At 40.4% G+C, this 26,466-nt stretch carries 28 protein-coding genes and 1 other RNA gene; 11 read left to right on the top strand and 18 right to left on the bottom strand.

Annotation, left to right across the window (positions count from 1 at the left end; all coding sequences use genetic code 11):
- The first annotated feature begins 14 nt into the window (after positions 1–14).
- The 3 genes from ABT310_RS01495 to ABT310_RS01485 are packed head-to-tail and all read left to right on the top strand — an operon-like array spanning position 15 to position 2,491.
- Entirely contained in the window at positions 15–497 is a 483-nt protein-coding gene (locus tag ABT310_RS01495; RefSeq protein WP_375326134.1) for an RNA polymerase sigma factor, read from the top strand.
- Positions 487–1,089, top strand: coding sequence for a hypothetical protein (locus ABT310_RS01490; RefSeq protein ID WP_375325001.1), 603 nt, complete (start codon positions 487–489; stop codon positions 1,087–1,089). Before ABT310_RS01495 ends, ABT310_RS01490 begins: the two co-directional genes overlap by 11 nt.
- A complete protein-coding gene (locus ABT310_RS01485) occupies positions 1,061–2,491 on the top strand; it encodes a hypothetical protein (protein ID WP_375325000.1) in 1,431 nt (476 codons plus the stop codon). The genes ABT310_RS01490 and ABT310_RS01485 overlap by 29 nt, the downstream gene beginning before the upstream one ends.
- Before the next feature lie 88 nt (positions 2,492–2,579).
- Here the strand turns inward: ABT310_RS01485 and msrA are convergent, their stop codons facing one another.
- A complete protein-coding gene (gene msrA / locus ABT310_RS01480; protein ID WP_375324999.1) occupies positions 2,580–3,272 on the bottom strand; it encodes a peptide-methionine (S)-S-oxide reductase MsrA in 693 nt (230 codons plus the stop codon).
- A 402-nt stretch (positions 3,273–3,674) separates the two neighbouring features.
- Between msrA and ABT310_RS01475 the strand changes: the two genes are divergently transcribed.
- Positions 3,675–3,911 (top strand): hypothetical protein, encoded by a 237-nt coding sequence (locus ABT310_RS01475; protein ID WP_375324998.1) that lies wholly within the window; start codon positions 3,675–3,677, stop codon positions 3,909–3,911.
- 172 nt (positions 3,912–4,083) lie between these two features.
- Here the strand turns inward: ABT310_RS01475 and ABT310_RS01470 are convergent, their stop codons facing one another.
- The 8 genes from ABT310_RS01470 to ABT310_RS01435 all read right to left on the bottom strand — a co-directional run bounded on the left by ABT310_RS01470 (position 4,084) and on the right by ABT310_RS01435 (position 13,704).
- Positions 4,084–5,301, bottom strand: a complete 1,218-nt coding sequence (locus tag ABT310_RS01470; protein WP_375324997.1) for a sensor histidine kinase — start codon at positions 5,299–5,301, stop codon at positions 4,084–4,086.
- A 163-nt stretch (positions 5,302–5,464) separates the two neighbouring features.
- Positions 5,465–8,827 carry a preprotein translocase subunit SecA gene (secA, locus tag ABT310_RS01465; RefSeq protein WP_375324996.1) on the bottom strand — a complete coding sequence of 1,121 codons (3,363 nt, stop codon included), beginning with the start codon at positions 8,825–8,827 and terminating at the stop codon, positions 5,465–5,467.
- A gap of 135 nt (positions 8,828–8,962) precedes the next feature.
- On the bottom strand, positions 8,963–9,187 hold the full coding sequence (locus tag ABT310_RS01460; protein WP_013551418.1) for a DUF2795 domain-containing protein: 225 nt from the start codon (positions 9,185–9,187) through the stop codon (positions 8,963–8,965).
- Between the two features lie 125 nt (positions 9,188–9,312).
- Positions 9,313–9,870 carry a cob(I)yrinic acid a,c-diamide adenosyltransferase gene (locus ABT310_RS01455; RefSeq protein ID WP_375324995.1) on the bottom strand — a complete coding sequence of 186 codons (558 nt, stop codon included), beginning with the start codon at positions 9,868–9,870 and terminating at the stop codon, positions 9,313–9,315.
- A gap of 93 nt (positions 9,871–9,963) precedes the next feature.
- Positions 9,964–10,119, bottom strand: coding sequence for a hypothetical protein (locus ABT310_RS01450; RefSeq protein WP_375324994.1), 156 nt, complete (start codon positions 10,117–10,119; stop codon positions 9,964–9,966).
- 17 nt (positions 10,120–10,136) lie between these two features.
- A complete protein-coding gene (locus tag ABT310_RS01445) occupies positions 10,137–10,637 on the bottom strand; it encodes a hypothetical protein (protein ID WP_375324993.1) in 501 nt (166 codons plus the stop codon).
- Between the two features lie 3 nt (positions 10,638–10,640).
- Complete coding sequence (locus ABT310_RS01440) at positions 10,641–12,512, bottom strand: ABC-F family ATP-binding cassette domain-containing protein (protein WP_375324992.1); 1,872 nt, start codon at positions 12,510–12,512, stop codon at positions 10,641–10,643.
- 22 nt (positions 12,513–12,534) lie between these two features.
- Positions 12,535–13,704, bottom strand: a complete 1,170-nt coding sequence (locus tag ABT310_RS01435; protein ID WP_375324991.1) for a DUF4105 domain-containing protein — start codon at positions 13,702–13,704, stop codon at positions 12,535–12,537.
- A 101-nt stretch (positions 13,705–13,805) separates the two neighbouring features.
- On the opposite strand from ABT310_RS01435, the gene ABT310_RS01430 reads away from it, so the two are divergent.
- A complete protein-coding gene (locus ABT310_RS01430; RefSeq protein ID WP_375324990.1) occupies positions 13,806–14,537 on the top strand; it encodes a CDP-alcohol phosphatidyltransferase family protein in 732 nt (243 codons plus the stop codon).
- Here the strand turns inward: ABT310_RS01430 and lptB are convergent.
- Genes lptB through ABT310_RS01410 form a run of 4 tightly spaced genes read right to left on the bottom strand, consistent with a single transcriptional unit; the run spans position 14,534 to position 17,529 of the window.
- Complete coding sequence (gene lptB / locus ABT310_RS01425) at positions 14,534–15,274, bottom strand: LPS export ABC transporter ATP-binding protein (RefSeq protein ID WP_375324989.1); 741 nt, start codon at positions 15,272–15,274, stop codon at positions 14,534–14,536. The two genes, ABT310_RS01430 and lptB, sit on opposite strands and share 4 nt — an antisense overlap.
- Before the next feature lie 57 nt (positions 15,275–15,331).
- Positions 15,332–15,685, bottom strand: coding sequence for a carboxymuconolactone decarboxylase family protein (locus tag ABT310_RS01420; RefSeq protein WP_090294490.1), 354 nt, complete (start codon positions 15,683–15,685; stop codon positions 15,332–15,334).
- 3 nt (positions 15,686–15,688) lie between these two features.
- A complete protein-coding gene (gene tatC, locus ABT310_RS01415; RefSeq protein WP_375324988.1) occupies positions 15,689–16,537 on the bottom strand; it encodes a twin-arginine translocase subunit TatC in 849 nt (282 codons plus the stop codon).
- Complete coding sequence (locus ABT310_RS01410) at positions 16,537–17,529, bottom strand: SIS domain-containing protein (RefSeq protein WP_375324987.1); 993 nt, start codon at positions 17,527–17,529, stop codon at positions 16,537–16,539. The genes tatC and ABT310_RS01410 overlap by 1 nt, the downstream gene beginning before the upstream one ends.
- Positions 17,530–17,686: 157 nt before the next feature.
- On the opposite strand from ABT310_RS01410, the gene recQ reads away from it, so the two are divergent.
- Positions 17,687–19,885: a DNA helicase RecQ gene (gene recQ, locus ABT310_RS01405; protein WP_375324986.1), complete on the top strand. Its 2,199-nt coding sequence runs from the start codon at positions 17,687–17,689 to the stop codon at positions 19,883–19,885.
- A gap of 122 nt (positions 19,886–20,007) precedes the next feature.
- Here recQ and ABT310_RS01400 read toward each other — a convergent pair whose 3' ends face one another.
- Positions 20,008–20,334: a CCC motif membrane protein gene (locus ABT310_RS01400; protein ID WP_375324985.1), complete on the bottom strand. Its 327-nt coding sequence runs from the start codon at positions 20,332–20,334 to the stop codon at positions 20,008–20,010.
- A gap of 11 nt (positions 20,335–20,345) precedes the next feature.
- Positions 20,346–20,666 carry a DUF2752 domain-containing protein gene (locus ABT310_RS01395; RefSeq protein WP_375324984.1) on the bottom strand — a complete coding sequence of 107 codons (321 nt, stop codon included), beginning with the start codon at positions 20,664–20,666 and terminating at the stop codon, positions 20,346–20,348.
- 80 nt (positions 20,667–20,746) lie between these two features.
- On the opposite strand from ABT310_RS01395, the gene ABT310_RS01390 reads away from it, so the two are divergent.
- Positions 20,747–21,289, top strand: coding sequence for a Smr/MutS family protein (locus tag ABT310_RS01390; RefSeq protein ID WP_375324983.1), 543 nt, complete (start codon positions 20,747–20,749; stop codon positions 21,287–21,289).
- On the opposite strand, the gene ABT310_RS01385 is transcribed toward ABT310_RS01390, so the two are convergent.
- Positions 21,286–21,804 (bottom strand): hypothetical protein, encoded by a 519-nt coding sequence (locus tag ABT310_RS01385; RefSeq protein ID WP_375324982.1) that lies wholly within the window; start codon positions 21,802–21,804, stop codon positions 21,286–21,288. The two genes, ABT310_RS01390 and ABT310_RS01385, sit on opposite strands and share 4 nt — an antisense overlap.
- Positions 21,805–21,912: 108 nt before the next feature.
- Between ABT310_RS01385 and ABT310_RS01380 the strand changes: the two genes are divergently transcribed.
- Positions 21,913–23,061 carry a cysteine desulfurase family protein gene (locus ABT310_RS01380; RefSeq protein WP_375324981.1) on the top strand — a complete coding sequence of 383 codons (1,149 nt, stop codon included), beginning with the start codon at positions 21,913–21,915 and terminating at the stop codon, positions 23,059–23,061.
- On the opposite strand, the gene ABT310_RS01375 is transcribed toward ABT310_RS01380, so the two are convergent.
- Both ABT310_RS01375 and ABT310_RS01370 read right to left on the bottom strand, forming a co-directional pair.
- Entirely contained in the window at positions 23,058–23,705 is a 648-nt protein-coding gene (locus ABT310_RS01375; RefSeq protein WP_375324980.1) for a hypothetical protein, read from the bottom strand. The two genes, ABT310_RS01380 and ABT310_RS01375, sit on opposite strands and share 4 nt — an antisense overlap.
- 107 nt (positions 23,706–23,812) lie before the next feature.
- Positions 23,813–25,504 carry a M23 family metallopeptidase gene (locus tag ABT310_RS01370; RefSeq protein ID WP_375324979.1) on the bottom strand — a complete coding sequence of 564 codons (1,692 nt, stop codon included), beginning with the start codon at positions 25,502–25,504 and terminating at the stop codon, positions 23,813–23,815.
- A gap of 169 nt (positions 25,505–25,673) precedes the next feature.
- On the opposite strand from ABT310_RS01370, the gene ABT310_RS01365 reads away from it, so the two are divergent.
- The 3 genes from ABT310_RS01365 (at position 25,674) to ssrS (ending at position 26,436) form a co-directional block, all read left to right on the top strand.
- Entirely contained in the window at positions 25,674–25,964 is a 291-nt protein-coding gene (locus tag ABT310_RS01365) for a hypothetical protein (protein ID WP_375324978.1), read from the top strand.
- A 14-nt stretch (positions 25,965–25,978) separates the two neighbouring features.
- Positions 25,979–26,272: a cell division protein ZapA gene (locus ABT310_RS01360; protein WP_375324977.1), complete on the top strand. Its 294-nt coding sequence runs from the start codon at positions 25,979–25,981 to the stop codon at positions 26,270–26,272.
- A gap of 54 nt (positions 26,273–26,326) precedes the next feature.
- Positions 26,327–26,436, top strand: a non-coding RNA gene (gene ssrS / locus ABT310_RS01355) — 6S RNA.
- Positions 26,437–26,466 lie beyond the last annotated feature (30 nt).

Raw genomic sequence — 26,466 nt, 5'->3', positions numbered from 1 at the left:
ATCGTCAGGCACAGATGAAATTGTATCGTCAGTATTGTGATGGTATGTTTTGTGTGGCCATGCGCTTTCTAAAAAATGCAGATGATGCCGAAGATGTGGTGCAGGAATCCTTTATCAAGGCATTTCAAAGAATAGCACAGTTTAAGGGAGAGGTGACTTTCGGGGCATGGTTAAAACGAATTGTGGTCAACGGCAGCATTGATTTCTTAAAATCGAAACATCAACAAACGGTGGAGCTGAACGATAGTTATATGCATGTGGCGGAATCAGATGATTGGTCGGTAGAGGAAGGAATCTCCATTGACCAAGTGAAGGAAGCCATTGATGAGTTGCCACAAAAATATAAATATGTAGTGCAGTTGTTTTTGGTAGAGGGTTATGATCATAGTGAGATCTCACAAATTATGGGAATCACGGAAACAACATCGAGAACCCGATTGCTTCGTGGAAAAGCACAATTAAAGGAAAAACTAAAGGATTTGGCTTATGGCACGTGATCTTAGAGAAATATTTGAAAAGGAGCGAGAGGTAAAAAAGTATCGCATGAAAGATGGTCATGCAGATCGATTTTTGTCCAAATTGGAAGAAGAATTGCCCAACGATCCACCCAAACGCAAAGTAATTTCACTTTGGATGCAAATTGCAGCTTCGGTTGTGGTGGCTGTTGGACTTTCTTTCTATTACTTCAATTCTAATTCAGACGTAATTGATACTGATCATAAGGTTACGGTTGTGGACCGCGATAAACCGGCTTCGGACGTGCAGACCATTTCTTTGGGTGATTTATCTCCCGATTTAAGAAAAATAGAAACCTATTATACCACCAATATCAATCTGCAATTGTCCGATTTGGCTGCAGACCCAGAAAATAAAGAGTTGGTAGATGGGTATATGGAACGATTGGCCGAGTTGAACAAAGAATACCAACGTCTCAACCAAGAATTGAACGAATTGGGCCCCAACGATCAAACCATCAATGCCTTGATCATGAACCTACAGCTAAGGTTACAGTTGTTGGAAAAATTAAAAACAAAGTTGAATCAATTAAATACATCAAAAAATGAACAGGAATCATCAGAAATTGTTTAGCGGGTTGCTCTTTGTGCTGGCGGGGTTTACCTGCCTGGCACAGGAGAAATCCAAAACATTCAAGGAAACGTACAATGTCAATAGCGATACGGAGTTGAGCATCAACACTAGTTATGCCGACATCGAGTTTGAGACTTGGAGCAAAGACGAAGTTGAAATCACAGCTGTAATTGAGCTGGAAGGCGTTGACGACGAAGGGGCCAAATCTTATTTTGAAAAGGATTTGGTGAAAATTATGGGAAATAGCAAGGAAATTGAAGTGAGTACCGAAGGTGGTTCACCCTATGTTTACGGTTATAGAAATGTAAACGTGGCCTCAGAGATTCCTTCGGTTGTGGAAATAATGTCCACTGTAGACATCCCGGATATTGTAATCCCTGAGATTTCAGTGATACCTTCAATGCCCCCAATACCTCCTATGCCTCCCATCGATTTTGATTACGACGCCTATAAAAAAGATGGTGACAAGTACATGAAAAAGTGGAAAGAGGAGTTTGACAAGTCCTTTGATAAGGAATACAAAAAACGCTTTGAAGAATGGGGTAAAGAAATGGAAGAAAGGGCCGCTGAGCGTGAGGAACAACGGGAGCGGTTGAAGGAAGAAAGAGAAAAAATGCGTGAGGAGAGTGAGAAAGTGCGTGAAGAAATGCACGAGCGTATGCGTGAACAAAGAGAGGAAGTGCGTGCACAGCATGCAGAGATCAGAAAAATGCAAAGAGAGGCGGCACGAACCATTCACGGAAGCCCCAATGTATACTATTTTTCATCCGACGGAGAACATAAAGAGTATAAGGTCAAAAAACGAATTATCATCAAAATGCCGAAGTACATCAAAGTCAATATGAACGTAAGGCACGGAGAAGTAAAATTGGCAGAAAATGCCAAGAATATCAATGCAAGCTTGACTTATTCAAGCTTGCTTGCTTCTACCATTGATGGTAAAAATACCGATATAAGGGCATCATATTCCCCTGTGATCGTAAAGCAATGGAATTACGGTAACCTAAGCACCGATTATTCCGATGATATCAACCTAAAAGTAGTAAAGGAATTAAACCTGAGAAGCGTGTCTTCCAATGTTGTGATCGGTGAAGTGGCCAGCAAAGCTTTGGTGAAAAGTAGTTTTGGCAGTGTAAACATTAATTCGGTAGCCAGTGGTTTTACCAATCTGGATATTTCCATGGAAAATGGGGAGTTGGACTGTAAGTTGCCCGAAACCTCTTTTGTGATTTCGGTGGATGAATCCAGTGCAGGTTCTGTATTGCATTATCCAACAAGTTTGAAATTGGTTTCGACCAAGAGCAATGCCAGCAAAATCCATAAAGGGTACAACATCAGCAAAAATGGTGGTAAGGCGATTACCATTAAATCAAAGTTTAGTGAAGTGGTTCTTAAGGACTAACTGTAAACACTGCTCAAAGTCCCAAAGAACCACCCACTTCTTATCTTTTTTGACTTTCCAATCTTCCTTAAGTCAAAACCTACAATTTCTAATGCACATCTTCCTTTAGAAACGATTTAAAATTTTTCTTGAAACGATTCAACCTGGGAATCGAAACATTTCTAACGTAACTATTGTTGGGGTTTCTTTTTTCGTAGTCTTGATGATACTCTTCTGCTTTCCAGAATTTATCGAATTTGGTCACCTCGGTTACAATTGGGCTTGGATACACATTTTCGGACTCTAACTTGGCCATATAGCTTTCGATAATCTTTTTTTCCTCATCATTCTTATAAAAAGCAATGGATCGGTATTGTGCACCACGGTCAGGACCTTGTCGGTTTAGGGTAGTGGGGTCGTGCGAACCAAAAAACACTTGAACCAATTGCGTAAAAGAGATCACCTCGGGGTCATAAAACACCTCTACGGCTTCAGCATGATGGGTTCTGCCGTAGGAAACCTCTTCGTAGGTCGGATTGGGTTCATTACCTCCAGAATAGCCCGAATACACCTCTTTAACTCCTTTCACACTTTCAAAGATCGCTTCTACGCACCAAAAACATCCGCTGGCAAAATAAGCGGTTTCATATTGTTGTAGTTCTTCAAAAGTTAATTTGGGGCTTTCTGCTACATGCGGTGTACTTTTTTGTGCGGTTTCCTTTGCTTCAGATTTTACTTTGGATTGACAACTTGTTGAGACAAAAAGCAGCAAAATTGCCAATGGAAATTTTATAAACTTCATGATGTTTTTTTGCTTAGTTGTATGAAGATACCAAGTATTACATGAATGGTCGTTAAAATTTGTTAATCGAAGCCAAGAATGTTGCAATTTTAAGACAATAGGATTGATGCGTTGTTTCATTGAAATTCCTACAATTCCTACAATAGACAATTTAATCTATAATCTTTTTCCTACAAATAAATAATTGGTTATCAAATACTTGCAAAGCCCTACAAAATCAATGATCGATGAAATGCACATGCTTTCGGCAAGGTGAAATTGACCCAAAAAACGTTCGTCGACGATAAAAAACACTTTACCCAAAAAAAGTTTTTATAACGAAAAAAAGGGGGCGTTGAGCGACCGAAATCTTCCTTAGGGTACTCCGCAAAGTAATTTTACTTCGTAATAAAAACCCAAATTATGAAAGCAATTTTAACCATCATCGTAGTAACTTTTTTCGGAACCATGGGCATGGCCCAAGATATATCCAAAGAGGTGAAAGTCGATACAATTTCTGAAGGTGTTGTTTTGGATATCGATTTTCAAACAGCGTACATCAAAGACAGAAAGATGGCAAGATTGTACAAGTTCAAAAATTCTAGGGTTAAAAAAGAACTTTCCTTTACTACTAAGAGAAACAAATCAAAACTAGCGTAATTATGATTTTTGAGTTTATGGTACCGTTTACGATGTTTTTAAGTGTGGCATTTGTGTTGGCCACCTTCGTGTTCTCTTTAAGGGAAAGAAAATTCACAGGAAATTAAGTTGTTTCGGGATATTAGGTTACAATTAAGGTCAGCAAATGCTGGCCTTTTGTTTTTGTTGTTAATTAGGAATCCACAGAGTTGAACTCCTCGATCACCTCTTCAAACTCTATGCGATAATAGGTACCCTTTTTATCGTAATCCCTGGTTATGGTACCCCTAAGCTGACGTGCAAGGTTGTAAATTAGCTTTAATCCCAAAGAATTGGTTGTCTTTGGGTTGATGTCCTCAGAATAACCAATACCATTGTCTCCCAAACACAACTCATATCGGTTATCACCAATTTTGTGCACTTCCACATGGATTTCTCCTTTGGAATCTACAATACCATATTTAAGGGCATTGGTAATGGTTTCATTGATGATAAGTCCCAGAGGGATAACAGTATCGATACTGAGCTTATGTTCATCAATGTCCAAATGCATTTTAATTTGACTGTCCCCGCCTTTTACGGAGCGAACCAAATAATCGCACAGCTCCTGAACGTAGGGTTTCAATTCAATTTTAGAGAGGTAATCGTCACGCTTGTACAACATTTCATGAACCATGGCCATGGAAACCACCCTGTTTTGACTGCTTTTGATGATATTGGCAATTTTATCATCTGCAATGGCCCTAGATTGCAAGCTCAACAAACTGGACACGGTCTGAAGGTTGTTTTTCACCCGGTGGTGCACTTCTTTGAGCAAAGTTTCTTTTTCATCGATCCGCTCTTGGATTTCGTTACGTGATTTGTACAATTTATGATGCGCTCTAAGTAAGTTTCTCCCAAAAACACCGCCTAATAGGTAAACAGCAAAAACGGCGCTTAAATAGGCGAACCAATCACGGGATTGCTCGGGAATGGTATTTTCAGTTATACTGAATTCACCGGTATCGTAAATAAACAAAAGGGTAAGTACGGCCAGATTGATGATGAGGTACAACTGTCCAAAAACTTTCGTGGTCACGTAGCCTGCAAAGACTATAATCGCCAATACAAATATGAAGGGACTCTCGATACCGCCACTAAAAATAGTGATGATAATGGCACCGTTCATGGAAAGAATTGACGTGAGGTTGTAAGTGAGAATTAGGTTTTTATGCTTTGAATACAGTAAGGTGTTCAAAAGGTTTACAAAAGCATATGCCAAGAACGTATACGGAATAACTCCTTCTATTTTTAGAAAGAAGAAACATATCATTCCAAATATAGCAGCAAAAACCGATGAACTATAGTTTACCTTGAGTATCAAATCAATTTTATCTTGAATACGGTATTTATCCTTGTCAGGAATTTTCATATGCTGCACATGAATATTGCTCTTACTTCCATAAGGTTGAAAAGTGTGGAGTAAAAGCTAGCGTTATGGGGCGTGTTTAAGGCGTAAATCTACTTATGTTTTTGGTATAAAAAAAGTGGCAGCTATAAATAACTGCCACTTTTAAGAGGTATTTTGGGTGATTTTAGTCTTCGACCAATACCCATTCGCCTTTATCTATTAAGGGTTCCGCTTGTTTGTACTTTACGGTCTTGCTTTCGCCGGACATTACATTTTTTATGGTAACCCTGTCATTTCTTCCAATTTTCGGTTTTTCCCTCGTAATGGTCTCGGTAACCGAAGGTCTTTGACCTTGGGTTTGCCCAGCAGCTCTGTTTTGCGCCGCCAACTCATCACTATTTGGAATTTCCTCTTTGGAGGTCTGTAAATTCTCCTTGGGTCTGCGCACATTGCGTGCCTCTTGGATTTGAGCAGTGTTCTCGGATGGCAATTCTCCTTTAAATAGGAAGGAAATCACTTCTTTGTTCACCTTATCTATCATTTCTTTGAAAAGCTCAAAAGCCTCAAACTTATAAATAAGCAACGGGTCTTTTTGTTCGTGCACGGCCAATTGAACGGATTGTTTCAACTCGTCCATTTTGCGTAAGTGCGTTTTCCAAGCATCATCGATGATGGCAAGGGTAATGTTCTTTTCAAAATCGGTAATCAATTGTTTACCGTTCGAATTATAGGCTTTTTCAAGGTTGGTGACCACATTCAACGATTTGATACCATCGGTAAATGGAACCACAATACGTTCAAATTTGTTGGTCTCGTCCTCATACACCTTTTTGATCACTTGGAAGGCAATGGTAGCACTGCGATCCATTTTATCCTGATAGAATTCGTAGGCTGCCTTATAAATAGTGTTCGCAATTTCTTGGAATCCCATTCGCTTAAAGTCTTCTTCACTTATTGGAGAAGTAATTGAGAAGAATTTGATCAGCTCGAATTCAAAGTTTTTGAAATCATCTGCCATTTTATTGGTCTCTGACACTGCCTCGCAAGTGTCGTAGATCATATTGGCGATGTCCACTTTTAATCGTTCTCCTTCCAAGGCGTGTCGTCTTCTTTTGTAGACCACTTCACGTTGGGCGTTCATTACATCATCATATTCCAACAAACGCTTACGGATACCGAAGTTGTTTTCTTCCACTTTTTTCTGTGCACGTTCAATGGATTTGGTCATCATGGAGTGTTGGATCACCTCTCCTTCTTCCAATCCCATGCGATCCATCATTTTGGCCACACGGTCCGATCCGAACAAACGCATCAAGTTATCTTCCAAAGACACATAGAACTGTGAACTACCAGGGTCTCCTTGACGTCCGGAACGACCTCTTAACTGTCTGTCCACACGTCTAGAATCGTGACGCTCGGTACCAATAATGGCCAAACCACCTGCATCTTTCACGGCAGTACTTAATTTAATATCGGTACCCCTACCTGCCATGTTGGTGGCAATGGTCACAACGCCAGCGTTCCCTGCTTCGGCTACAATATCGGCCTCTTTTTTGTGCAGTTTTGCGTTCAAAACGTTGTGTGGTATTTTACGAACGCTCAATAATTTGGAAAGTAATTCCGAAATCTCAACAGAAGTGGTACCAATCAACACAGGTCTCCCTGCATTGGATAATTTGGTTACTTCCTCAATAATGGCGTTGTATTTTTCACGCTTGGTCTTGTAGATCAAATCGTGACGGTCATCACGTGCAATCGGTCTGTTGGTTGGAATTTCCATGACATCCAACTCGTAGATTTCCCAGAATTCCCCTGCTTCTGTTACAGCTGTACCGGTCATCCCGGCCAACTTGTTGTACATTCTAAAGTAATTCTGAAGCGTAACGGTGGCAAAGGTTTGGGTCATGGCCTCAATCTTCACATTTTCCTTGGCTTCAATAGCTTGGTGCAATCCATCGGAATATCTTCTGCCATCCATGATACGACCAGTCTGTTCGTCAACGATCATTACTTTGTTGTCAATTACCACATACTCCACATCTTTTTCGAATAGGGTATAGGCTTTTAACAACTGCGTCATGGTATGGATACGCTCACTTTTTACAGCGAAATCCTTGAAAAGTTCTTCCTTAAGCTCAGCTTCTTGCTCTATTTCAAGATTTTGATTCTCAATTTTGGCAATTTCACTACCAATATCTGGCATCACAAAGAAATCTTTGTCTTGCTCACCAGAAATATAATTGACCCCTTTATCGGTCAACTCGATCTGGTTGTTTTTTTCATCGATGACAAACAAAAGGTCTGCATCCACCTTTGGCATTTCACGGTTGTTGTCTTGCATGTAGAAGTTCTCGGTCTTCTGCAACAACTGTTTCACACCTTCTTCACTCAAAAACTTGATAAGTGCCTTATTTTTTGGAAGTCCGCGATGCACGCGAAGCAAAAGGAATCCACCTTCTTTGGTGTCACCTTCCTTGATCAATCTTTTTGCCTCGGCCAAAACACCGGTCAAATGCTGACGTTGTTGTTGAACAATGTCAGAAACCTTTGGTTTCAACTCGTTGAATTCGTGACGGTCACCTTCAGGAACAGGACCGGAAATGATCAATGGAGTACGGGCGTCATCGATCAAAACGGAATCCACCTCATCCACGATAGCGTAGTGGTGTGGACGTTGTACCAAATCGTCTGGCGTGTGGGCCATGTTGTCCCTTAAGTAATCGAAACCAAATTCGTTATTGGTTCCGTAAGTGATATCGGCATTATAGGCAGCACGTCTTCCATCGGAATTCGGGCGGTGTTTATCAATACAGTCTACAGAAAGTCCATGGAACTCGAACAAAGGAGCCATCCAAGCGCTATCCCTTTTTGCCAAATAGTCGTTCACGGTTACCAAATGGGCCCCTTTTCCGGCCAGTGCATTGAGGTAGAGTGGGAGGGTGGCCACCAAGGTTTTACCTTCCCCTGTTTGCATTTCGGCAATTTTACCTTGATGCAAAGCAATACCACCAATCAACTGTACATCGTAATGCACCATGTCCCAAGTCACTTCTTTTCCAGCGGCATCCCATGAGTTTTTCCAAATGGCGCTATCACCTTCCAAAGTAACATAATCTTTATCGCCCGAAAGTTTACGGTCGAATTCTGAAGCAGTTACGGTTAATGTTTCGTTGTTGGCAAACCTTTTGGCTGTTTCTTTGACCACGGCGAAGGCTTCGGGAAGAATTTCCTCTAGAGTTTTCTCAGAGATTTTATAGGCCTCTTCGTTAAGTTTGTCTATCTCGGAGTAGATTTCTTCGTTACGGTCAATGTCGCTCGAATTTTCTACCTCTTTCTCAAGTTCGGCAATTTGATCGTTTATGGCTTTGCAGTCTTCAGCAATCTTTGCTTTAAATTCTGCGGTTTTCTGTCTAAGTTCGTCGTGGGAAAGTCCTTCCAGATGTTGTTCAAAGGACCTTATTTGTTTTACTAAGGGCTGTAGTGCTTTTACATCTTTCTCCGATTTATCTCCTACAAAAACCTTTAGTACGGAATTTATTAAACTCATGAATAAATTTTTCGTTAGAATGGCAAAAGCTGTTCCAATGATAGGATTTCAATGAAATTCTTTCGCTAGGCTGTCAAAATTACATAAAAAAAAGCCTCAAATGAGACTTTTTAACTTCGTTTGTGAATTCAGATTTTAATATTCGTCCTCGTTCCAGAGGTAATCTTCCTCTGTTGGATAATCGGGCCAGATTTCCTCAATGGACTCATATATCTCTCCGCCTTCTTCTTCCATTGATTGTAGGTTTTCCACAACTTCCAACGGTGCTCCGGTACGGATTGCGTAATCTATCAGTTCGTCTTTGGTGGCTGGCCAAGGCGCATCACTTAAATAGGAGGCTAGTTCTAAAGTCCAGTACATAGTAACGGTTTGATTTTAAATTTTTTGCAAAAATAATTTTTAAACCCAATTAGTCAAGTAAAAACAGCATTATTTAAAAATTATTTTGTTGTTCTCAAAACAATTGGGCTAAAAAAACGATTTTATCAGTCCAATTTCTCTGGAACCCACTTAATTTCTTGGGCTTTTAAGTCTTTGGACAATTTACGTGCCAAGACAAACAAATAATCGGAAAGTCGGTTGATATAGGAGAGTACCGAATCGGGAACGGGCTCATTTTCGTGTAAATAAGTAATCATGCGCTCCCCACGACGGCAAACTGTTCTGGCAATATGACAGTATGACACGGTGGTATGACCTCCAGGAAGTATAAAATGCGTCATTTCGGGTAATTCCTCGTTCATTGCATCCATTTCCCTTTCCAAAAGTTCAATATCCTCAGGACTGATTCTAGGAATTTTTAATCGGGCATCTTTTTTAGGTTCGGTGGCTAAAATGGAGCCGACCGTAAACAATTTGGTTTGGATAAGGGACAACATTTCTTTGGAACGGACATCGATTTCTTGGTCACGCAACAGTCCCAAGTGGGAATTGAGCTCGTCAATGGTGCCGTAACTTTCTATACGTATATGGTGTTTGGGTACCCTTCGACCTGTAAATAGGGCAGTGGTTCCTTTATCTCCTGTTTTGGTGTATATCTTCATTTATTCAGTTATCAATGTGCAATAATCAATAATCAACGAACTGAAGTTCGGATGGCTTATAATATATTTTTCCTAACTCCTAACTCCTAACTCCTAACTGTCCCTCTCGTGTTGTCGTTTGCCATCCATGAACTTTCTGGATTTTCTGCGTTTGGTGGCTTTTTTATTTCGAAACAAAATAATGAGGTAAATAAGTCCCAAAACCCCAAGAACATACCAAATTGTATTGTCTGATGCTATATTTTCCATAACCTAAAATTACCGCTTTAAATTCGAATCGTGAAATGCTCTTTTACTTGTTCCTTTCTAATAAATAGGGCTCCGCAGTGATACATGTCGATGCTGACCGTAATTAATGATGATTTGATAAGTGCTTGCCATTGCTCCAATGTTTCTTTATTGGCATAGATAGAATTGACCCAAATGATGCTATCGTTGTGGAGTTTGCCCTCTGAAATCCACGTATCAAAAGTTGTCACGTCTAAAGAATCAACCACAATCAGGTCAAAAGGCGATTCATCGAATTGAATCTTTGGGAACTGTTTTTGAATAAGATTCTGCAATTCTTGATGTTCCGTAATCTCAACATTTTTAATACCGAAATAGGAGATGCTCTTCAACAGCGCATTAATGCCTTTGTCTTTATGTACTTGTTTTTTAGCATAAAGGCATTGGGTCACAAAATTGAAGACAAAAGGGGAGTGTACCCCATGTTCATTGGTGGATTTTAAAAAGAATTTAAGAAAGGAAATAAACTTGAACCACATGTTTTATCCCTCTAAAATAGCCGAAAGTTCGAACCAGCGTTCCGTTTTTTCTTCTATACCATCTTCAATTTCTTTAAGCTCTATGGACAATTTGGCAATGGCATCACCATCCAATTCGAGATCCATGAATTTATTTTGAAGCTCAGCTTTCTTTTCTTCCAGTTTTTGAATGTCCTTTTCCAGCTGTTTGTATTCCTTTTGTTCTTGGTAGGATAATTTTCCACCACTGGAATCTCGCCAATTATTCTCGGTTTTTTCTGAAGTGGAGGACTTGTTTTCCCTTTCTTCCATCACCTTACTGCTTTCATACACTCGATAATCGGTGTAATTCCCCGGGAAATCCTCAATAACGCCTTCCCCTTTGAACACAAAAAGGTGGTCCACAATTTTATCCATAAAATAACGGTCGTGCGAAACCACGATCAAACATCCTGGGAAATCCAACAGAAAGCTTTCCAAAACATTAAGGGTAACAATGTCGAGGTCGTTTGTAGGCTCATCCAGAATTAAAAAATTGGGGTTTTGAATCAGTACAGTACATAAATACAATCGTTTTCGCTCTCCACCACTCAGTTTTTCTACAAAATCGTATTGTTTTTTGCGGTCGAACAGGAATCGCTCCAACAATTGCTGGGCAGATATTTGACGTCCTTTTTTAAGTGGAATATAATCCCCGAACTCACGGATTACGTCAATTACTTTTTGTCCTTCTTTGTCTTTGATGCCCTTTTGGGTGTAGTAACCAAATTTTAAGGTATCGCCCACAACCACCTTACCGCCGTCAACATCTTCTTGTTGGGTGATAATGTTCAAAAAAGTGGACTTGCCCGTTCCATTTTTACCGATAATGCCTACGCGTTCACCTTTGGTGAAGTTGTAATCAAACTTGTTCAGTATGGTTTTATCGCCGTAGGATTTGGAAATATTATGAAGCTCTAAAATCTTGCTTCCCAAGCGTTCCATGTTCAATTCCAATTGCACCTCGTGTTCAATTCGTCTTTGGTGCGCCCTTTTTTTGATCTCGGTAAAGTCGTCAATTCGCGATTTAGATTTGGTGGTTCGAGCCTTGGGCTGTCTGCGCATCCATTCCAACTCCTTTTTATATAGCATTTTGGATTTTTGCTGCTCCACGGCCTCACGCTCCATGCGACTATCTTTTTCGTTGAGGTAGTACGAATAATTGCCTTTGTAGGTGTACAATTGATTGTTGTCCAACTCAATAATTTCATTACAAACACGGTCCAAGAAATAACGGTCGTGGGTTACCATAAACAGGGTGATGTTTTCCTTGGTGAAATAGGCCTCCAACCATTCAATCATTTCAAGGTCCAAGTGGTTGGTGGGCTCATCCAAAATCAATAAATCGGGTTTGTTGAGCAAGGCATTGGCCAAGGCCAATCGCTTTTTCTGACCTCCTGAAAGACTCCCGACTTTGGCATCGAGTTGGGTGAGTTGTAGTTGAAAGAGAATCTGTTTGTATTGTGTTTCAAAATCCCAAGCATTGTGTCGTTCCATAGCCTCGAAGGCCTTTTGGTACTGTTCGGTGTTATCAGGATTATCTACTGCTTTTTCGTAGGCTGCAATAATTTTTAATATCTCATTGTCTGTAGTAAAAATGGTTTCCTCAACAGTGAGGTTTGGATTCAAATCAGGTTCCTGCTCCAAAAAAGAAACCTTGATGCCTTTTCTAGTGGTAACTTGTCCGGTTTCTGAACTGTCTTTCCCAGACATGATGTTAAGAATGGAAGTTTTTCCGCTACCATTTTTTGCAATAAGCGCAATTTTTTGGCCTTGATTGATTCCAAAGGAAATATCGGAGAAGAGCACGACCTCCCCATAGGATTTTGATATGTTTTCGACCGTTAATAGGTTCATGACAAAAGTTTAAGGACCAATATTAAAGCTTGGCGAACCGAATAAGATAAAGATAGCGCAAAGCAAGGGTCAAAAGTAAGGGAATCAAAACTGGAGAAAAAATTTGAACCTTAAATATCCAAAGTGCCAATAGTAAAACCATGAGGCCCAGTGCTGACCATAAATATTTGGAAATCCATTTTGGCAGTTTATCTTGAAAGGCAATAACAAAGGCCACAAAAGCATTGGCTGGAAATGCCCAAAGGATATTCATATTATAGGGTGTAGATGTATGGTCGGTCGCCACCCAAAGCAAAAACAAAAATACTCCCGCTAATCCCGTGATCAAAAACAGGGAAAAATCCAACCAACGGCTTCGGGTTTTGTGTGAGTAATCGAAATAAGTGATGAACCCTGAAAAAACCAACAACACCGTGAACCAAAACAGTGGGGATAGGGGGAAAAAGCTTTCGTTTCGATGTTCGCCATAATCCAAAATGGTGCGCTCCCTTTTTAAAAGGGGCTTTCCATCAAGAGTAGTATGGCGAATCTGCTCCATGGTGTAATAGGGCAAAAACATATGTTCCTGAACCGTAGCTTTTCGGTCTACATTGGGGCCAAAGGCAACATCAATACCAAACATGGACCAGGTGTTGGTGTTCATAAACTGACGAACCAATTGCCTGAAAGTGTATTGTTTGTCCAAATAAGAGCCATTAAAAACTATGGCGTCTCCAAATTGTTCCTTTAAAATGTCCCCTGTAATACTAGAGCAGTTATTTAATAAGGGGTCGTACAAATAATCCCTATTTTCGGGCAGGTAGTTTTCTTCAAAAAAGAACAACAGTTGATTGCGCTGCTCCAAAGTAAGGTCCAAAATCTGCTCCTTCACCCATCTTTTTTCCAATTCATAATCATACAGAAAGGCATCGAATCTTCTTCGTGAAAGGGAATAAATCATTTTCCCCTTGGTAAAATTCAAGTAAAAATTCGGTTGGTTAAAATCAAAAGTTCCGTAGTTGTACACCACATCAATTCCTAAAGCCGCATCTTGCACCCTAAAAGCGGTATGTCCAAAAGCATAGTAGAGTTCATCGCCAGCAGCGCAGGTGAGCACGCTTATTTTAGAACTTTCTGTAAGTTGTGGAACTTGGGAAAACATGAGTTTCCCGATGAACAGGAATGCGATGGTGAGAAGGAATTTCTGTTTCATTCTTTGAATTATCGGAGCAAATATCAGAATAAAAACGGCTCAGCCAATGATCTATCTGCTACAGTTTAATTTTTGCTGTATTTTTACGGAAATCTAACCATATGAAGGCTTATATTCCTAACTTTTTAACACTACTTAATGTTTTAAGCGGTTGTATTGCAACGGTTTTTGCGGTGCTCAACCATTTGGAATGGGCAGCACTCTTGGTGTTTATTGGCATTTTCTTTGATTTTTTTGATGGTCTGGCCGCTCGTGCCTTAAAGGTGCAAAGTGAAATTGGACTGCAATTGGACTCTTTGGCCGATGTGATCACAAGTGGACTTGTGCCCGGGGTGGTAATGTTCCAACTATTGAGCATGGCCGAAAGAGGTGGATGGAATTTGGGGTTTATAGGTCATGATAATGATTTGACGGTATTGCCATTTTTTGGTTTTATCATCACCTTGGGTTCGGCATATCGCTTGGCAAAGTTTAATGTGGATGAAAATCAAGTTGCTTCTTTTCGAGGACTTCCCACGCCAGCCAATGCATTGTTGATTCTTTCCTTACCTATGATTTTATTGTACCATAATAATGAAATCTTGAGCAGTGTGATTTTAAATCAATGGTTTTTGGTGGGCTTGACCATCCTAAGTGCCTATTTATTGAATTCCAATATTGAATTGTTTGCCTTAAAATTTAAAAATTGGAGTTTTAAGGATAATGCGGTTCGTTATTTATTTTTAATTGGGAGTTTGGTAATGATCATGACCTTGAAGTTTTTGGCCATTCCAGTAATTATCCTATTCTATATTTTGGCTTCTTTATTGGTGCCATCTGAAGGGAAAAGCTAGAAATCCAACTTCTTTTTACGCAGTTCAAAGTTTTGACCGAGGTATACTTTTCTAACCATCTCGTCCTCCGCTAATTCTTCAGGTACACCAGATTTAAGAATGCCACCTTCGAACATTAAGTAAGAGCGCTCAGTAATGGCCAAAGTTTCCTGTACGTTGTGGTCGGTAATCAAAATACCGATGTTCTTGTTCTTCAATTGGGCCACAATACGCTGAATGTCTTCTACGGCAACAGGGTCAACCCCGGCAAAAGGTTCATCCAATAAAATAAAATTGGGGTCGGTGGCCAATGCACGGGCAATCTCCGTTCTACGGCGTTCCCCACCAGAAAGTAGGTCGCCACGGTTTTTTCGAATATGTCCCAAACTAAATTCATCAATAAGGGACTCCATTTTCATGTGTTGCTCCTTTTTGCTCAACTTGGTAAGCTGCAATACGCTCAAAATGTTTTTTTCGATGCTTAATTTTCGAAATACGGAAGCTTCCTGTGCCAAATAACCAATACCGTTTTGGGCCCTTTTGTACATCGGGAAAGCAGTAATGTCCATGTTGTCGAGGTAAATATTCCCACCATTGGGCTTGATCAATCCCACGATCATATAGAAAGAAGTGGTCTTCCCGGCCCCATTCGGACCCAAAAGTCCTACAATCTCACCTTGGTTAACCTCTAGGGAAATGCCTTTTACAACTTTTCGGCCGCGATAGGCCTTCATTATATTTTCTGCACGTAGCTTCATAAGATGGAGCCAAAACTAAACATATTCTTTTTCTGTGGGGTGCTCTTTTGGATTTTTTTAAGCTTCGTTTTCTTCCAAGGCCTCCCAAAATTCGTAGGCGCGGCGCAAATGGGGTATCACAATGGTTCCACCCACTAAAGTAGCAATGCCCAAGGTTTCCATCACCTCTTCTTTGTTGGCGCCTGCTTTTTGGGAACTTTCCAAATGGTATTTTACGCAATCGTCGCAACGAAGTACGGCTGAGGCCACCAGCCCCAATAATTCCTTGGTCTTTACGTCCAAAGCACCTTCCATATAGGCATTGGTGTCCAAATTAAAAATCCTTTTGATGAGTTTATTGTTCTCGGCAAGGAGCTTATCGTTCATTTTAGCACGATACGCGTTAAATTCTTCTACTTGTTTATTTGCCATTGTTTACTTCTTTGCTTTTTCTTTTACTGCTTTTTCTTTTTTGGCCTCGCTTTTAACCACCATCTTTGAAATGAATATGCTCACCTGATACAAAATAAGTACAGGGATACACACAATAATTTGACTTGTTACATCTGGAGGTGTAATGATCGCGGATAGAATCAAGATGATTACCAAGGCAATTTTTCTATACTTTTTGAGGATTTCTGGCGTAACCAATCCAACTTTGGTCAAAAAGTAAATCACAATGGGGAGTTCAAACATGATTCCACAAGCAATAACCGAAGCTCTTACCGTTCCGATGTAGGAAGCAAGGTCAATTTCGTTCAATACTTCTTTACTGACTTGGTAGGAGCCCAAAAAGTTAATGGAAAGCGGGGCAACGATATAATACCCGAACAATACCCCAAGGAAAAACAATCCTGAAGCGGTAATGATAAAACCTCTAGAATGTTTTCTTTCGTTTTCGTACAGTCCAGGGCTGATGAATTTCCATAGCTCCCATAAAATATAAGGGAAACCAAGAATAACCCCTGCCCAGATAGAGGTCCAGATGTGGGCGGAGAACTGTCCCGCCATCAATCTACTTTGAATGGTAAATGGAATGGTGTCACCACAGAATTCCGAATCTACCCCAAAGAACTTTCCAATATTGCAAAAGAATCTATAGGTTGGAAAGTCCATGTTCTTTGGACCGAACAAAATGGTGTCGAAAATAAAACTTCTAAATACAAAGGCTAAACAGGCAATAATTACAACTGCCAAGGTAGAGCGTACTAAATGCCAACGCAATTCTTCCAAATGGTCCAAAAAGGACATTTCATCTGGATTTGTTTTCTGTTTTTTTGCCATTATAGGATTCCCTCGTTTATAAGGTTATGGATGTGGACCACCCCAGCATAAGTTTCGCCATCAAATGCCAACAATTGGGATATGTTTTTTTCCTGCAGCAATTTTAATGCTTTTACCGCTAATGTGTCAACATTGACAGATTTTGGATTCACGGTCATAATATCCCTTGCGGTAAGTCCACTAATATTATCGTATTTGCTCAACATTCTTCGGATATCACCATCAGTTACGATTCCAATTACTTTGTTTCCTTCCATCACGGCGGTAACGCCCAACATTTTTTCTGAAATCTCCACGATAACTTCCTTTACGCTGGCATCAACGCTTACCTGAGGTTTTTGATTGTTCTCCACAATATCGGCAACGCGCAGGTACAATTTTTTGCCCAAGGTGCCTCCAGGGTGGTATTTGGCAAAGTCGGAGCTGCTAAAACCTTTCAGTTCCAATAAACAAATCGCAAGGGCATCTCCCATGGCCATTTGTGCCGAAGTACTGGTGGTGGGCGCCAAATTATTGGGGCAGGCCTCTTTTTCCACATACGTATTCAAAACAAAATCGGCCTGTTTGGCCAAGCTTGATTCCATATTGCCCGTGATCGCAATAAGTTTGTGTTTTGCAATTTTAAGAAGGGGAAGCAAAGCTTTGATTTCTGGTGTATTTCCACTTTTGGACAAACAAATCACCACGTCGTTCTCTTGAATGGTCCCCAAATCGCCATGAATAGCGTCTGCAGCATGCATAAAAATGGCAGGTGTCCCCGTTGAGTTCAGCGTTGCCACAATTTTGGAAGCTACAATGGCACTTTTTCCAACGCCCGTAACAACCACCCGACCATTGCATTCCAAAATAAATTGTACGGCATGGGCAAATTGATCGTCTAAAAGGTCAATTAAGTTGGCTACGGCCTTGCTCTCTATTTCGAGCGTCCGTTTCGCAATGGATAAAATGGATTGAATGTCGTTCAAAGTAATAAACCGATTATCTGATTGCATTCCTAAAAGAATGTCTTATATTTAAGATTACAAAACTAATCAAACTATCTTTTACAGACTATTATGAAAGATAGATTACATTTTTCTAAAATCTGAACAATAAATAAAAGCTTCAACGGCCTTTTAGGTTGCTTGTTATAAATTGAATAATGCGGAAATGAGCCTAATGAACACTGATTTGCATTCTTCCCTCAAAAAATATTTTGGTTTCTCAAAATTTAAAGGTTTACAGGAAGGTGTTATTGAAAATATTTTAAACAATAATGACACCTTCGTTATCATGCCCACCGGGGGTGGAAAATCGCTTTGTTACCAGTTGCCGGCCTTGATGAAAGAGGGAACAGCCATCGTGGTATCTCCATTGATTGCCTTAATGAAGAACCAAGTGGATGCCATACGCGGCATATCCGAACAGAACGGTATTGCCCACGTGTTGAATTCTTCCTTGACCAAAACAGAGGTGAAACAAGTAAAGGAAGATATCACCAATGGGGTGACGAAATTGCTTTATGTAGCACCAGAATCGTTGACCAAAGAAGAAAATATTGAGTTTTTAAGAGGGGTGCAACTGTCTTTTGTAGCTGTGGACGAAGCGCATTGTATTTCGGAATGGGGACACGATTTTAGGCCTGAATACCGAAACCTAAAAGCAATTATCAATCGATTGGGAGACGATATACCAATTATTGGTCTTACTGCCACGGCAACCCCGAAAGTACAGGAAGATATCATTAAGAATTTGGGAATGAACGATGCCAAGGTTTTCAAGGCATCCTTTAACCGCCCCAATTTGTTTTACGAAGTGCGCCCCAAGACCAAAAATGTGGACGCCGATATTATTCGGTTTGTGAAACAACATCAAGGAAAATCTGGAATTGTATACTGTTTGAGCCGTAAACGGGTGGAAGAACTGGCCCAAGTACTTCAAGTGAATGGAGTAAGTGCGGTTCCCTATCACGCAGGTTTCGATGCTAAGACACGCTCCAAGTACCAAGACATGTTCTTGATGGAAGAAGTGGATGTTGTAGTAGCGACCATCGCCTTCGGAATGGGAATCGATAAACCCGATGTGCGTTTTGTGATCCACCACGATATTCCAAAAAGTATAGAAAGTTACTATCAAGAAACAGGCAGAGCTGGCCGTGATGGAGGTGAAGGACATTGTTTGGCCTATTATTCCTATAAAGATGTAGAAAAACTCGAAAAATTCATGTCGGGTAAACCGGTGGCCGAACAAGAAATAGGAAATGCCCTGCTTCAAGAGATTGTGGCCTATGCGGAAACTTCCATGTCACGCAGAAAATTTATTCTACACTATTTCGGGGAAGAGTTTGATGAGGTAAACGGTGAGGGGGCCGATATGGATGACAATACTAGAAATCCAAAGCCTAAAGAAGAAGCCAAGGATGAAGTGGCTAAATTGTTGACCGTGGTCAAGGAGACCAAGGAAAAATTCAAGACCAAAGAAATTGTTCGCATTTTGGTAGGTAAGACCAATGCCATGATTTCATCCCACAAAACAGATGAAAAACCCTTTTTCGGTTTAGGCAAGGAAAAAGACAAAGCTTATTGGATGGCCTTGGTACGTCAGGTTTTGGTAGCTGGATTGTTAAAAAAGGAGATTGAACGCTACGGCATTTTGCACATGACCAAGGAAGGGAAGAAATTCTTGGAGCATCCAGATTCCTTTATGATGACCAAAGACCATGTGTATTCCGAAACCGCAGATGATAATGTGGTGACGGCTGCCAAAGGAAGTGGTGGTGCAGACGATAATTTGCTCAAACTTTTAAAAGACCTTCGTAAAAAAGAAGCCCAAAAAAGAGATGTGCCTCCCTTTGTCGTTTTCCAAGACCCATCGTTGGAAGATATGTCCTTAAAATATCCCATCGACATGCAGGAGTTGCTCAATATTCAAGGTGTGGGAGAAGGCAAGGCCAAAAAATATGGAAAACCGTTTGTGGACCTCATTGCCAAATATGTGGATGAAAATGATATTGTTCGCCCAGATGACCTTGTGGTTAAAAGTACAGGAGCCAATTCAGCCTTAAAACTGTTTGTGATTCAAAGTATCGATAGAAAATTGTCGTTGGATGATATTGCCTCGGCAAAAGGTTTGGAGTTGCCCGAGTTGATCAAAGAGATGGAGCAAATCGTATTCAGTGGCACCAAATTAAATATTGGGTATTGGATAGACGAAATCCTAGATGAAGACCAGCAAGAGGAAATCCATGATTATTTCTTGGAGGCCGATACCGATTCAATTTCTGCCGCTGTGGAAGAATTTGACGGTGATTACGAAGATGACGAACTTCGCTTGTACCGTCTTAAATTTATAAGTGAAGTGGCGAATTAATATTCGATGCCAATTTAGCAGTATAACTTTTTAATCTAATAAAAAACAGGCCAACTACGGAGGTGTTCTCCACGGTTGGCCTGTTGCTTACTTCTATTTTGGGAATTGCCCCAATAAATTGTCTATTGATATTGTTCCAAAATTTCTTGCATTCTCTGTGGGTCTTGCAAGGTTTCCCATCCAAAGAAGGAAATGGCCCAGATCATGTACCCAAGAGCTAGAATGTTCAATACGATACCGATAATGGCCAAAATTTTTCCTGTTTTAACCGTTTGTACCCCTTCATACATTTCTGGATTTTCTGCATAAAGTTTTAGGGCTTTATTGGCTAAAACAAGACCAATAATTCCGAAAATAAGTCCAATGATACCATAGCAGCAGCATGTAACTATAGATACGATTCCAAAGACTAGAATCAGGGTAGCGTTAGGTAGTTTCTGTTGTTCCATATTTAAAATTTTTAATTAAAAAGGTTATTCATTTTTATAACGTAACTAACAATGATGGTGCCTGCCGTAACCAACATCAGAATCAACTTAATCTGTTGGGCGAACTTAAATTTGACAAATAGGTTGGTGGTCAAAAAAAGCAGCAAAAAAAGGATGGGATATATGGCTGGGTACATATGGAAAGCATCAACAAACCTTCCGTGAAGTAAAAGGTCCACCGAGCGTTGCATGCCACAGCCAGGGCAATCCAGTCCAAACAATTTTTTGTTGAGACAGGGAAGCATGTAATCCTTCAAGCTGATTGCGAATATGGTTAGTTTTAGCTGCATCATTGCCTGTATTGGCCGAAAAATACTATTATTTTTGTACTTGGGTTTAACTTTTACATCATTTTTTACGTCAGCAATGTAATATGGCAAAATTTAAAGCAGGAGATCGGGTTGAAGTGTTGGACGAGGCCATATCTGGTATTGTTGATGCCGTGGAAGGTAATACCGTTACCATGACTACCAATGATGGTTTTCCGATGCAGTTCGATGTGTCCGAATTGGTGAAAATTAAAGGTGAAATCGCCGTGACCAATCACGAAGTGGCCAAAATAAAAAGGGAAAAGGAGCTTCCCAAAAAGAGAAAACCCAACATGGTAAAGCCCAAAGAACGAAGTGCTCCCAAAATGGAGGTAGACCTACATATTCACCAATTGGTAAAATCCACCAGGGGCATGACCAAATTTGATATGCTCAATGTGCAAATGGATACCGCACGAAGACAATTGGAGTTTGCCATCAATAAACGCATACAAAAAGTGGTGTTCATCCATGGCGTGGGCGAGGGGGTGCTCAAAGAAGAGCTACATTACCTTTTTGGACGGTACGACAATGTGAAATACTATGATGCCGACTACCAAAAGTACGGTCTAGGCGCTACCGAGGTGTATATTTATCAGAATGCTTAAGGAATCGGGGTGGTTACCTCACCAAATTCACTAATGGTCAAATTGGTGATGCGTTCATCATTTCCCGTAATAAAAGAAATGCCACTTAACTGTATTTTGTGCAAAAATTGGGTGTTGTCATCTGGATTCACGCTGGTTTCAATGATCACACTACCATCTTCCGCAATCACTTCCTCAGTTACAAGGGGTGTCGAAGGAGGTACGACATCGCAAAAATAGCTGTCACTCACATTATCATTAAAAATGCGGTAGGTAACCTGTGATCTACTTGGAACTGCACTTTCCGTGATCACTGTTTCACCCACTACGCCATTGTTCAATACCCCACTTTGCAATTCTAAGATCAAGACCTGATCCTCATTTATTTTAAATAAAAGGTTTGCGGTAGTTGCATTTGGAGCCGAACAAAAGTCAATGGCTACGCTATCGAAGTCTATGGTTTCTATACTTAAATCGCCATCGCTGCAAGAACTTACCATTGCCAAGGATAGCATTAAAAAGAAAAATTTCCTCATGTGCCAAATTTAAAGCAATTCCAAGGTAATCCCCCAATCCTATGGCTCACTTTCTAAGAAATTAACTTTATTTCCTGTACTTTTGCCTCGCAAAAATTCAACTTGAGCATGCAAAAAGTGTATTTGGACAATGCTGCAACTACGCAGGTACGGGAAGAAGTAATCAGTAGAATGCAAGAAGCTCTTGCTACCTTTTATGGGAACCCTTCATCTACGCATAGTTTTGGTCGTTCGGCCAAGACCGCTGTGGAAAAAGCCCGTAAAACCATTGCCAAAACATTGAATGCGCAACCCTCCGAAATTATTTTCACTTCAGGCGGAACCGAGGCGGACAATATGATCTTGCGCTGTTCGGTCAGAGATTTAGGGGTTGAAACCATTATCACATCGAAGATTGAGCACCACGCTGTTTTGCACACGGTGGAAGAATTGGAGAAAGAATATGGAATTCAGGTGCTTTATGTGGACTTGGATGAATTTGGAAACCCTAAACTGGATCATTTAGAAGCACTGCTCCAAAAAGAGGATTCCAAAAAGTTGGTGAGTTTGATGCATGTGAACAACGAAATAGGGAATATTACCGATATAGCCGCGGTAGGTGCCCTCTGTAGGGAAAACAACGCGCTTTTCCATTCGGATACCGTGCAGTCTATTGGCCATTATGCTTGGGATGTGCAAAATGTCCCCATTGATTTTATGACCGCTGCCGCCCATAAATTTCATGGCCCAAAAGGAATTGGGTTTGCATTTATTAGAAAAAACTCCGGTTTGAAGCCATTGATTGTGGGTGGTTCGCAGGAAAGAGGATTTAGAGCGGGTACCGAACCGTTCCATAATATTGTTGGGTTGGAAGAGGCTTTCATCAAAGCTTATGAGCATTTGGATGAAGAAATCGAAACCGTAAAAGGACTCAAAAAATATTTCTTGGAAAAAATAAAGAAAGAAATTCCCGGAGTGATGTTCAATGGGCTATCTGCCGATTTGGACAAAAGCACCTATACCTTGGCCAGTGTGCGCTTACCATTTGATAAGCAAAAAGGGTTGATGCTATTGTTCCATTTGGATATGAAAGGAATTGCCTGTTCCAAAGGAAGTGCTTGTCAGTCTGGTAGCGATCAAGGTTCCCATGTGCTTTCGCAAATTATGAGCGGGGAAGAGTTGGATAAACCTTCGCTACGTTTTTCGTTCTCCATGTACAACACCAAAGAAGAACTGGATTATACCATTCAGGTGTTAAAGGAGTTTGCCGAAAGCTAGTTTCTATTTCTTTTTTTCTCTTTGTCGTAAGGAAATTTACGGGAAGCAGTTTTCATCATTTTGTCGATGAGCTCCGTGGTGTTCTTGCCTGTTTTTTTGGTGATGGCATTTTCAAACTTCCAAAGCAGTTTGCCGGTTTCACCATCGCTCACCTTTACGCCAATACGGCCATAATTGGCATCCCCGCTGAAGTAATCCAAAATACTGAAATCCGTAGGCACTCCTTTGGAAAGCAATATATTGAGGTTGAGGTTGCCGCTGATAATCCCGTCCACCTCTAAAATTTTGCAAAGCTCTTGGGTGGTGTACGTATCTATATTATTGTAGTCGATATTATTTTGGGCCAAAATCGCATTGGTATTCGTAATATTCTGAAATTCTACGTTGAACTTTTTGCGCTTTTTCCTTTTGGAAAAATAAGTCTCCAAAGCATTTTGTACCGCGTAGCCTTCTTTTTTAGCCAATATTCTTAATTCGTCTTGATCTACAGGTTCTTTAAGCTCTAAGTGCGCAATAAAGGGAACTATCGCCAAAATTTCATGGTCTTGGCTCAGCTCATCAAAGTTGATGTTCTCATAAATGTTCTTTTGCGCAGATGTCCAAGTGGTGATCAGTAAAGCAAAAACGAAGACGATTTTTTTCATCAATAAATTTTTAGTTAAGCACATGAGGTTTTTTTGGGGTTGGCTTAAAAACAAATTCAATTACCTCTATTGGTCTAGAGGCGCTAAATTCGGTTGCAAAAATAAGGCTATTTCCTGAAAAAAGTCGTGGTATAGGTAGTTGAGTTTCCTACATTGTCAGTAACGGTCACAACCAGCTCGTTTTCCGTCTCGTTGGAGATGTTATCCTCAAAGTTATAGGTAATGGTATTGGTCTTGGGTTCGTACTCCATCAGTATCCATTTACCGTTCAAGGTGGCTGAATAGCTGTCAATACCACTTAAATCATCAGAAATTCGAAGACTCAAATAACTAAAATTGTTCAGCCATTGCTTTTCCTTAAAGTTTTTTGGTTTAATGATGGGAGCAACACTGTCCTTTACTAAGGTGTACGTGCCGAGGGTTCGGGTTCTTGTGGTAAAAGAACCATCCCGTTTATAGGTTGTTGAATAGGAAGGACGGCCATCAATATCCAAATGCGCAATAAATAACTGGTCACGGTCTTGTTGTGCATACTTAGACGGGTCAAAACTGATAGTGAAATTACGGTGGGCCGCTACACTATTGTCATGAATGGTGATGGTATCCGTGCCTTTTTCTAGGTTGATGTAAAAGTCTTCGTAAAACGTATTGGAAGGAAAATACACCTTGGCAGCGCCCAAATCGTAATTATTGGGTTTGCTGGCAATCACATAATTTTCTGTGGTTCTATCCTCTTTTGGAATTTTCACAGCCTCGCGTTTTCCTTCAATAGGAACCACCAGCTTAGTGGTGTTGCCCGCGATATCGGCAATTAAAAATTCCACATTATAGGACATGCCCTCGTTTACCTCAATTTTCCCATCGTTGTAAAGGGTATTGTAGATGCTGAGGTGATTGTAGGGTTCTTTAAATATTTTTTGAATGCGCTGACGGTGGTCGTAAAAATGCTCGTAATCAATCAGGGTATTGATGTAGCGTGTTTCACCGAATGAAAAAGTTTCAAAATCAAAGTTGGAATACTCTCGGCCATTAACAATTTGTTTTATGGCGTATACCCCATTTTTGTTCGCGGCCAAATCCAAACGGTCAAACGTGTTAATGCCGAAACCAATGGTTCCAATGGCACTTACCTTATCCGCCAAATAAGAACCATCGGCTTGTTTGGTGTAATTTAATTGTATTTTTTCTTGGCTTTGATTGATCATGGCATCATCCGACAGCGGATAACCATAAAGCCCCAAAAGGGTAGGGTTGGTAGCGTCCCTAACCTCATATCCGTAGAGCAGGGGGTTGGTTGGTTTGCTGTTGACGCTGTTTCGTATTTCAAAATGAAGGTGTGGTCCGGCAGAACCACCAGTGTTTCCCGAATAAGCTATAGTATTGCCTTTAGTGACTTTGATTTCACCGTAATCTGGAAAAATTTCTACCTCGTAGGATTGTTTTTGGTATTGCACTTTTTTTACATAAGCCTCAATCTCTGGTGAAAATTTTTGTAAATGTCCGTAAACCGAAGTGTACCCATTAGGGTGGGCTACATAAAGTGCTTTTCCATATCCCCAATGTTTTACCACAATGCGGGTAATGGCGCCATCTTGAATAGCCAAAACGGGCAGGCCTTCGCGCTGTTGGGTTTTTATGTCGATACCAGAATGAAAATGGTTGGATCGCAATTCTCCAAAAGTTCCCGCTAAGACCAATGGTATTTCCAATGGAGATTGAAACGATTCCTTTGGATATTCCATTTGGGCGGAAAGCTGAAATACAACCAAAAAAAGAATGGGGAAAATGCTTTTTTGCATAAAGGTCTTTCTAATTAGCTACGAAAATAACCAATGTTTTGATCTCAAAAAAAAGGAATTAAGTTAGCAATCTACACTTCAAGCATAGCTTTAAGAATAAATTCAAAAAGTATTGCGAGGTTGTCCGAGGTTGGTTAACTTTGTGTAGTACGCATTGTTGTTTGCATATATGAGCGAACTAGTTGGGATTGTGGATTCTTTGGAGAATAAGGTGAGCAAATTGCTGCACAAAATGGAGCTATTGCACCAAGTAAACGCCAAATTAGAAAAAGAATTGGACCTCTTAAAAGAGGAAAACAATACCAAACAGCAAGCACTAATGGATTGGGAAGAAAAATACAATTCGTTAAAAATGGCAAATACAATGCTGGGTAGTGATACGAGTAAAACAGAAGCTAAGCTCAAAATAAATACATTGATTCGCGAACTGGATGTTTGCATAGCTAAGTTGGCGGATTAATTTGTACTGATATTATGGACGAAAAGCTCAAAATAAAGCTTTCCATTGCTGATAGGGTATATCCCCTGACAATTGACCCAAGGCAGGAAGAGGGCTTACGAAAAGCAGCCAAGAACATAGAAAACTTGGTGAAAAAGTTTGAGCAAAACTATGCCGTTAGGGATAAGCAAGATGTACTGGCCATGTGTGCCCTGCAATTTGCATCCAAAATTGAGCAAGGAGGTATAGACCAATCCGAAATTACCGAAGCTGCTATGCAGCGATTAAAGGCATTGGACGAGTTGGTGCACTCCAAATTAGGGGAATAAGTTCTTTTAAATAAAATATTGTTACTGCCCACATTGGTATTAATTTTTTGACAAACTCAACACTATTACAATTAAGGAGGGTGAGTTTAGTCTGTAAAAGCAGGCCCTACTCGTATAGGGATCCTTGATCAGGCTGTTAGCCCTAAACCTGTTATTAGGAGTTTGTACAAAACTTCGGTCAATGTGGGCTTTTT

Origin of the sequence: Flagellimonas cixiensis (genome assembly GCF_042134615.1) — a bacterium.
Lineage (GTDB): Bacteria > Bacteroidota > Bacteroidia > Flavobacteriales > Flavobacteriaceae > Flagellimonas > Flagellimonas cixiensis.
This window is presented reverse-complemented; position numbering and strand designations above follow the sequence as displayed.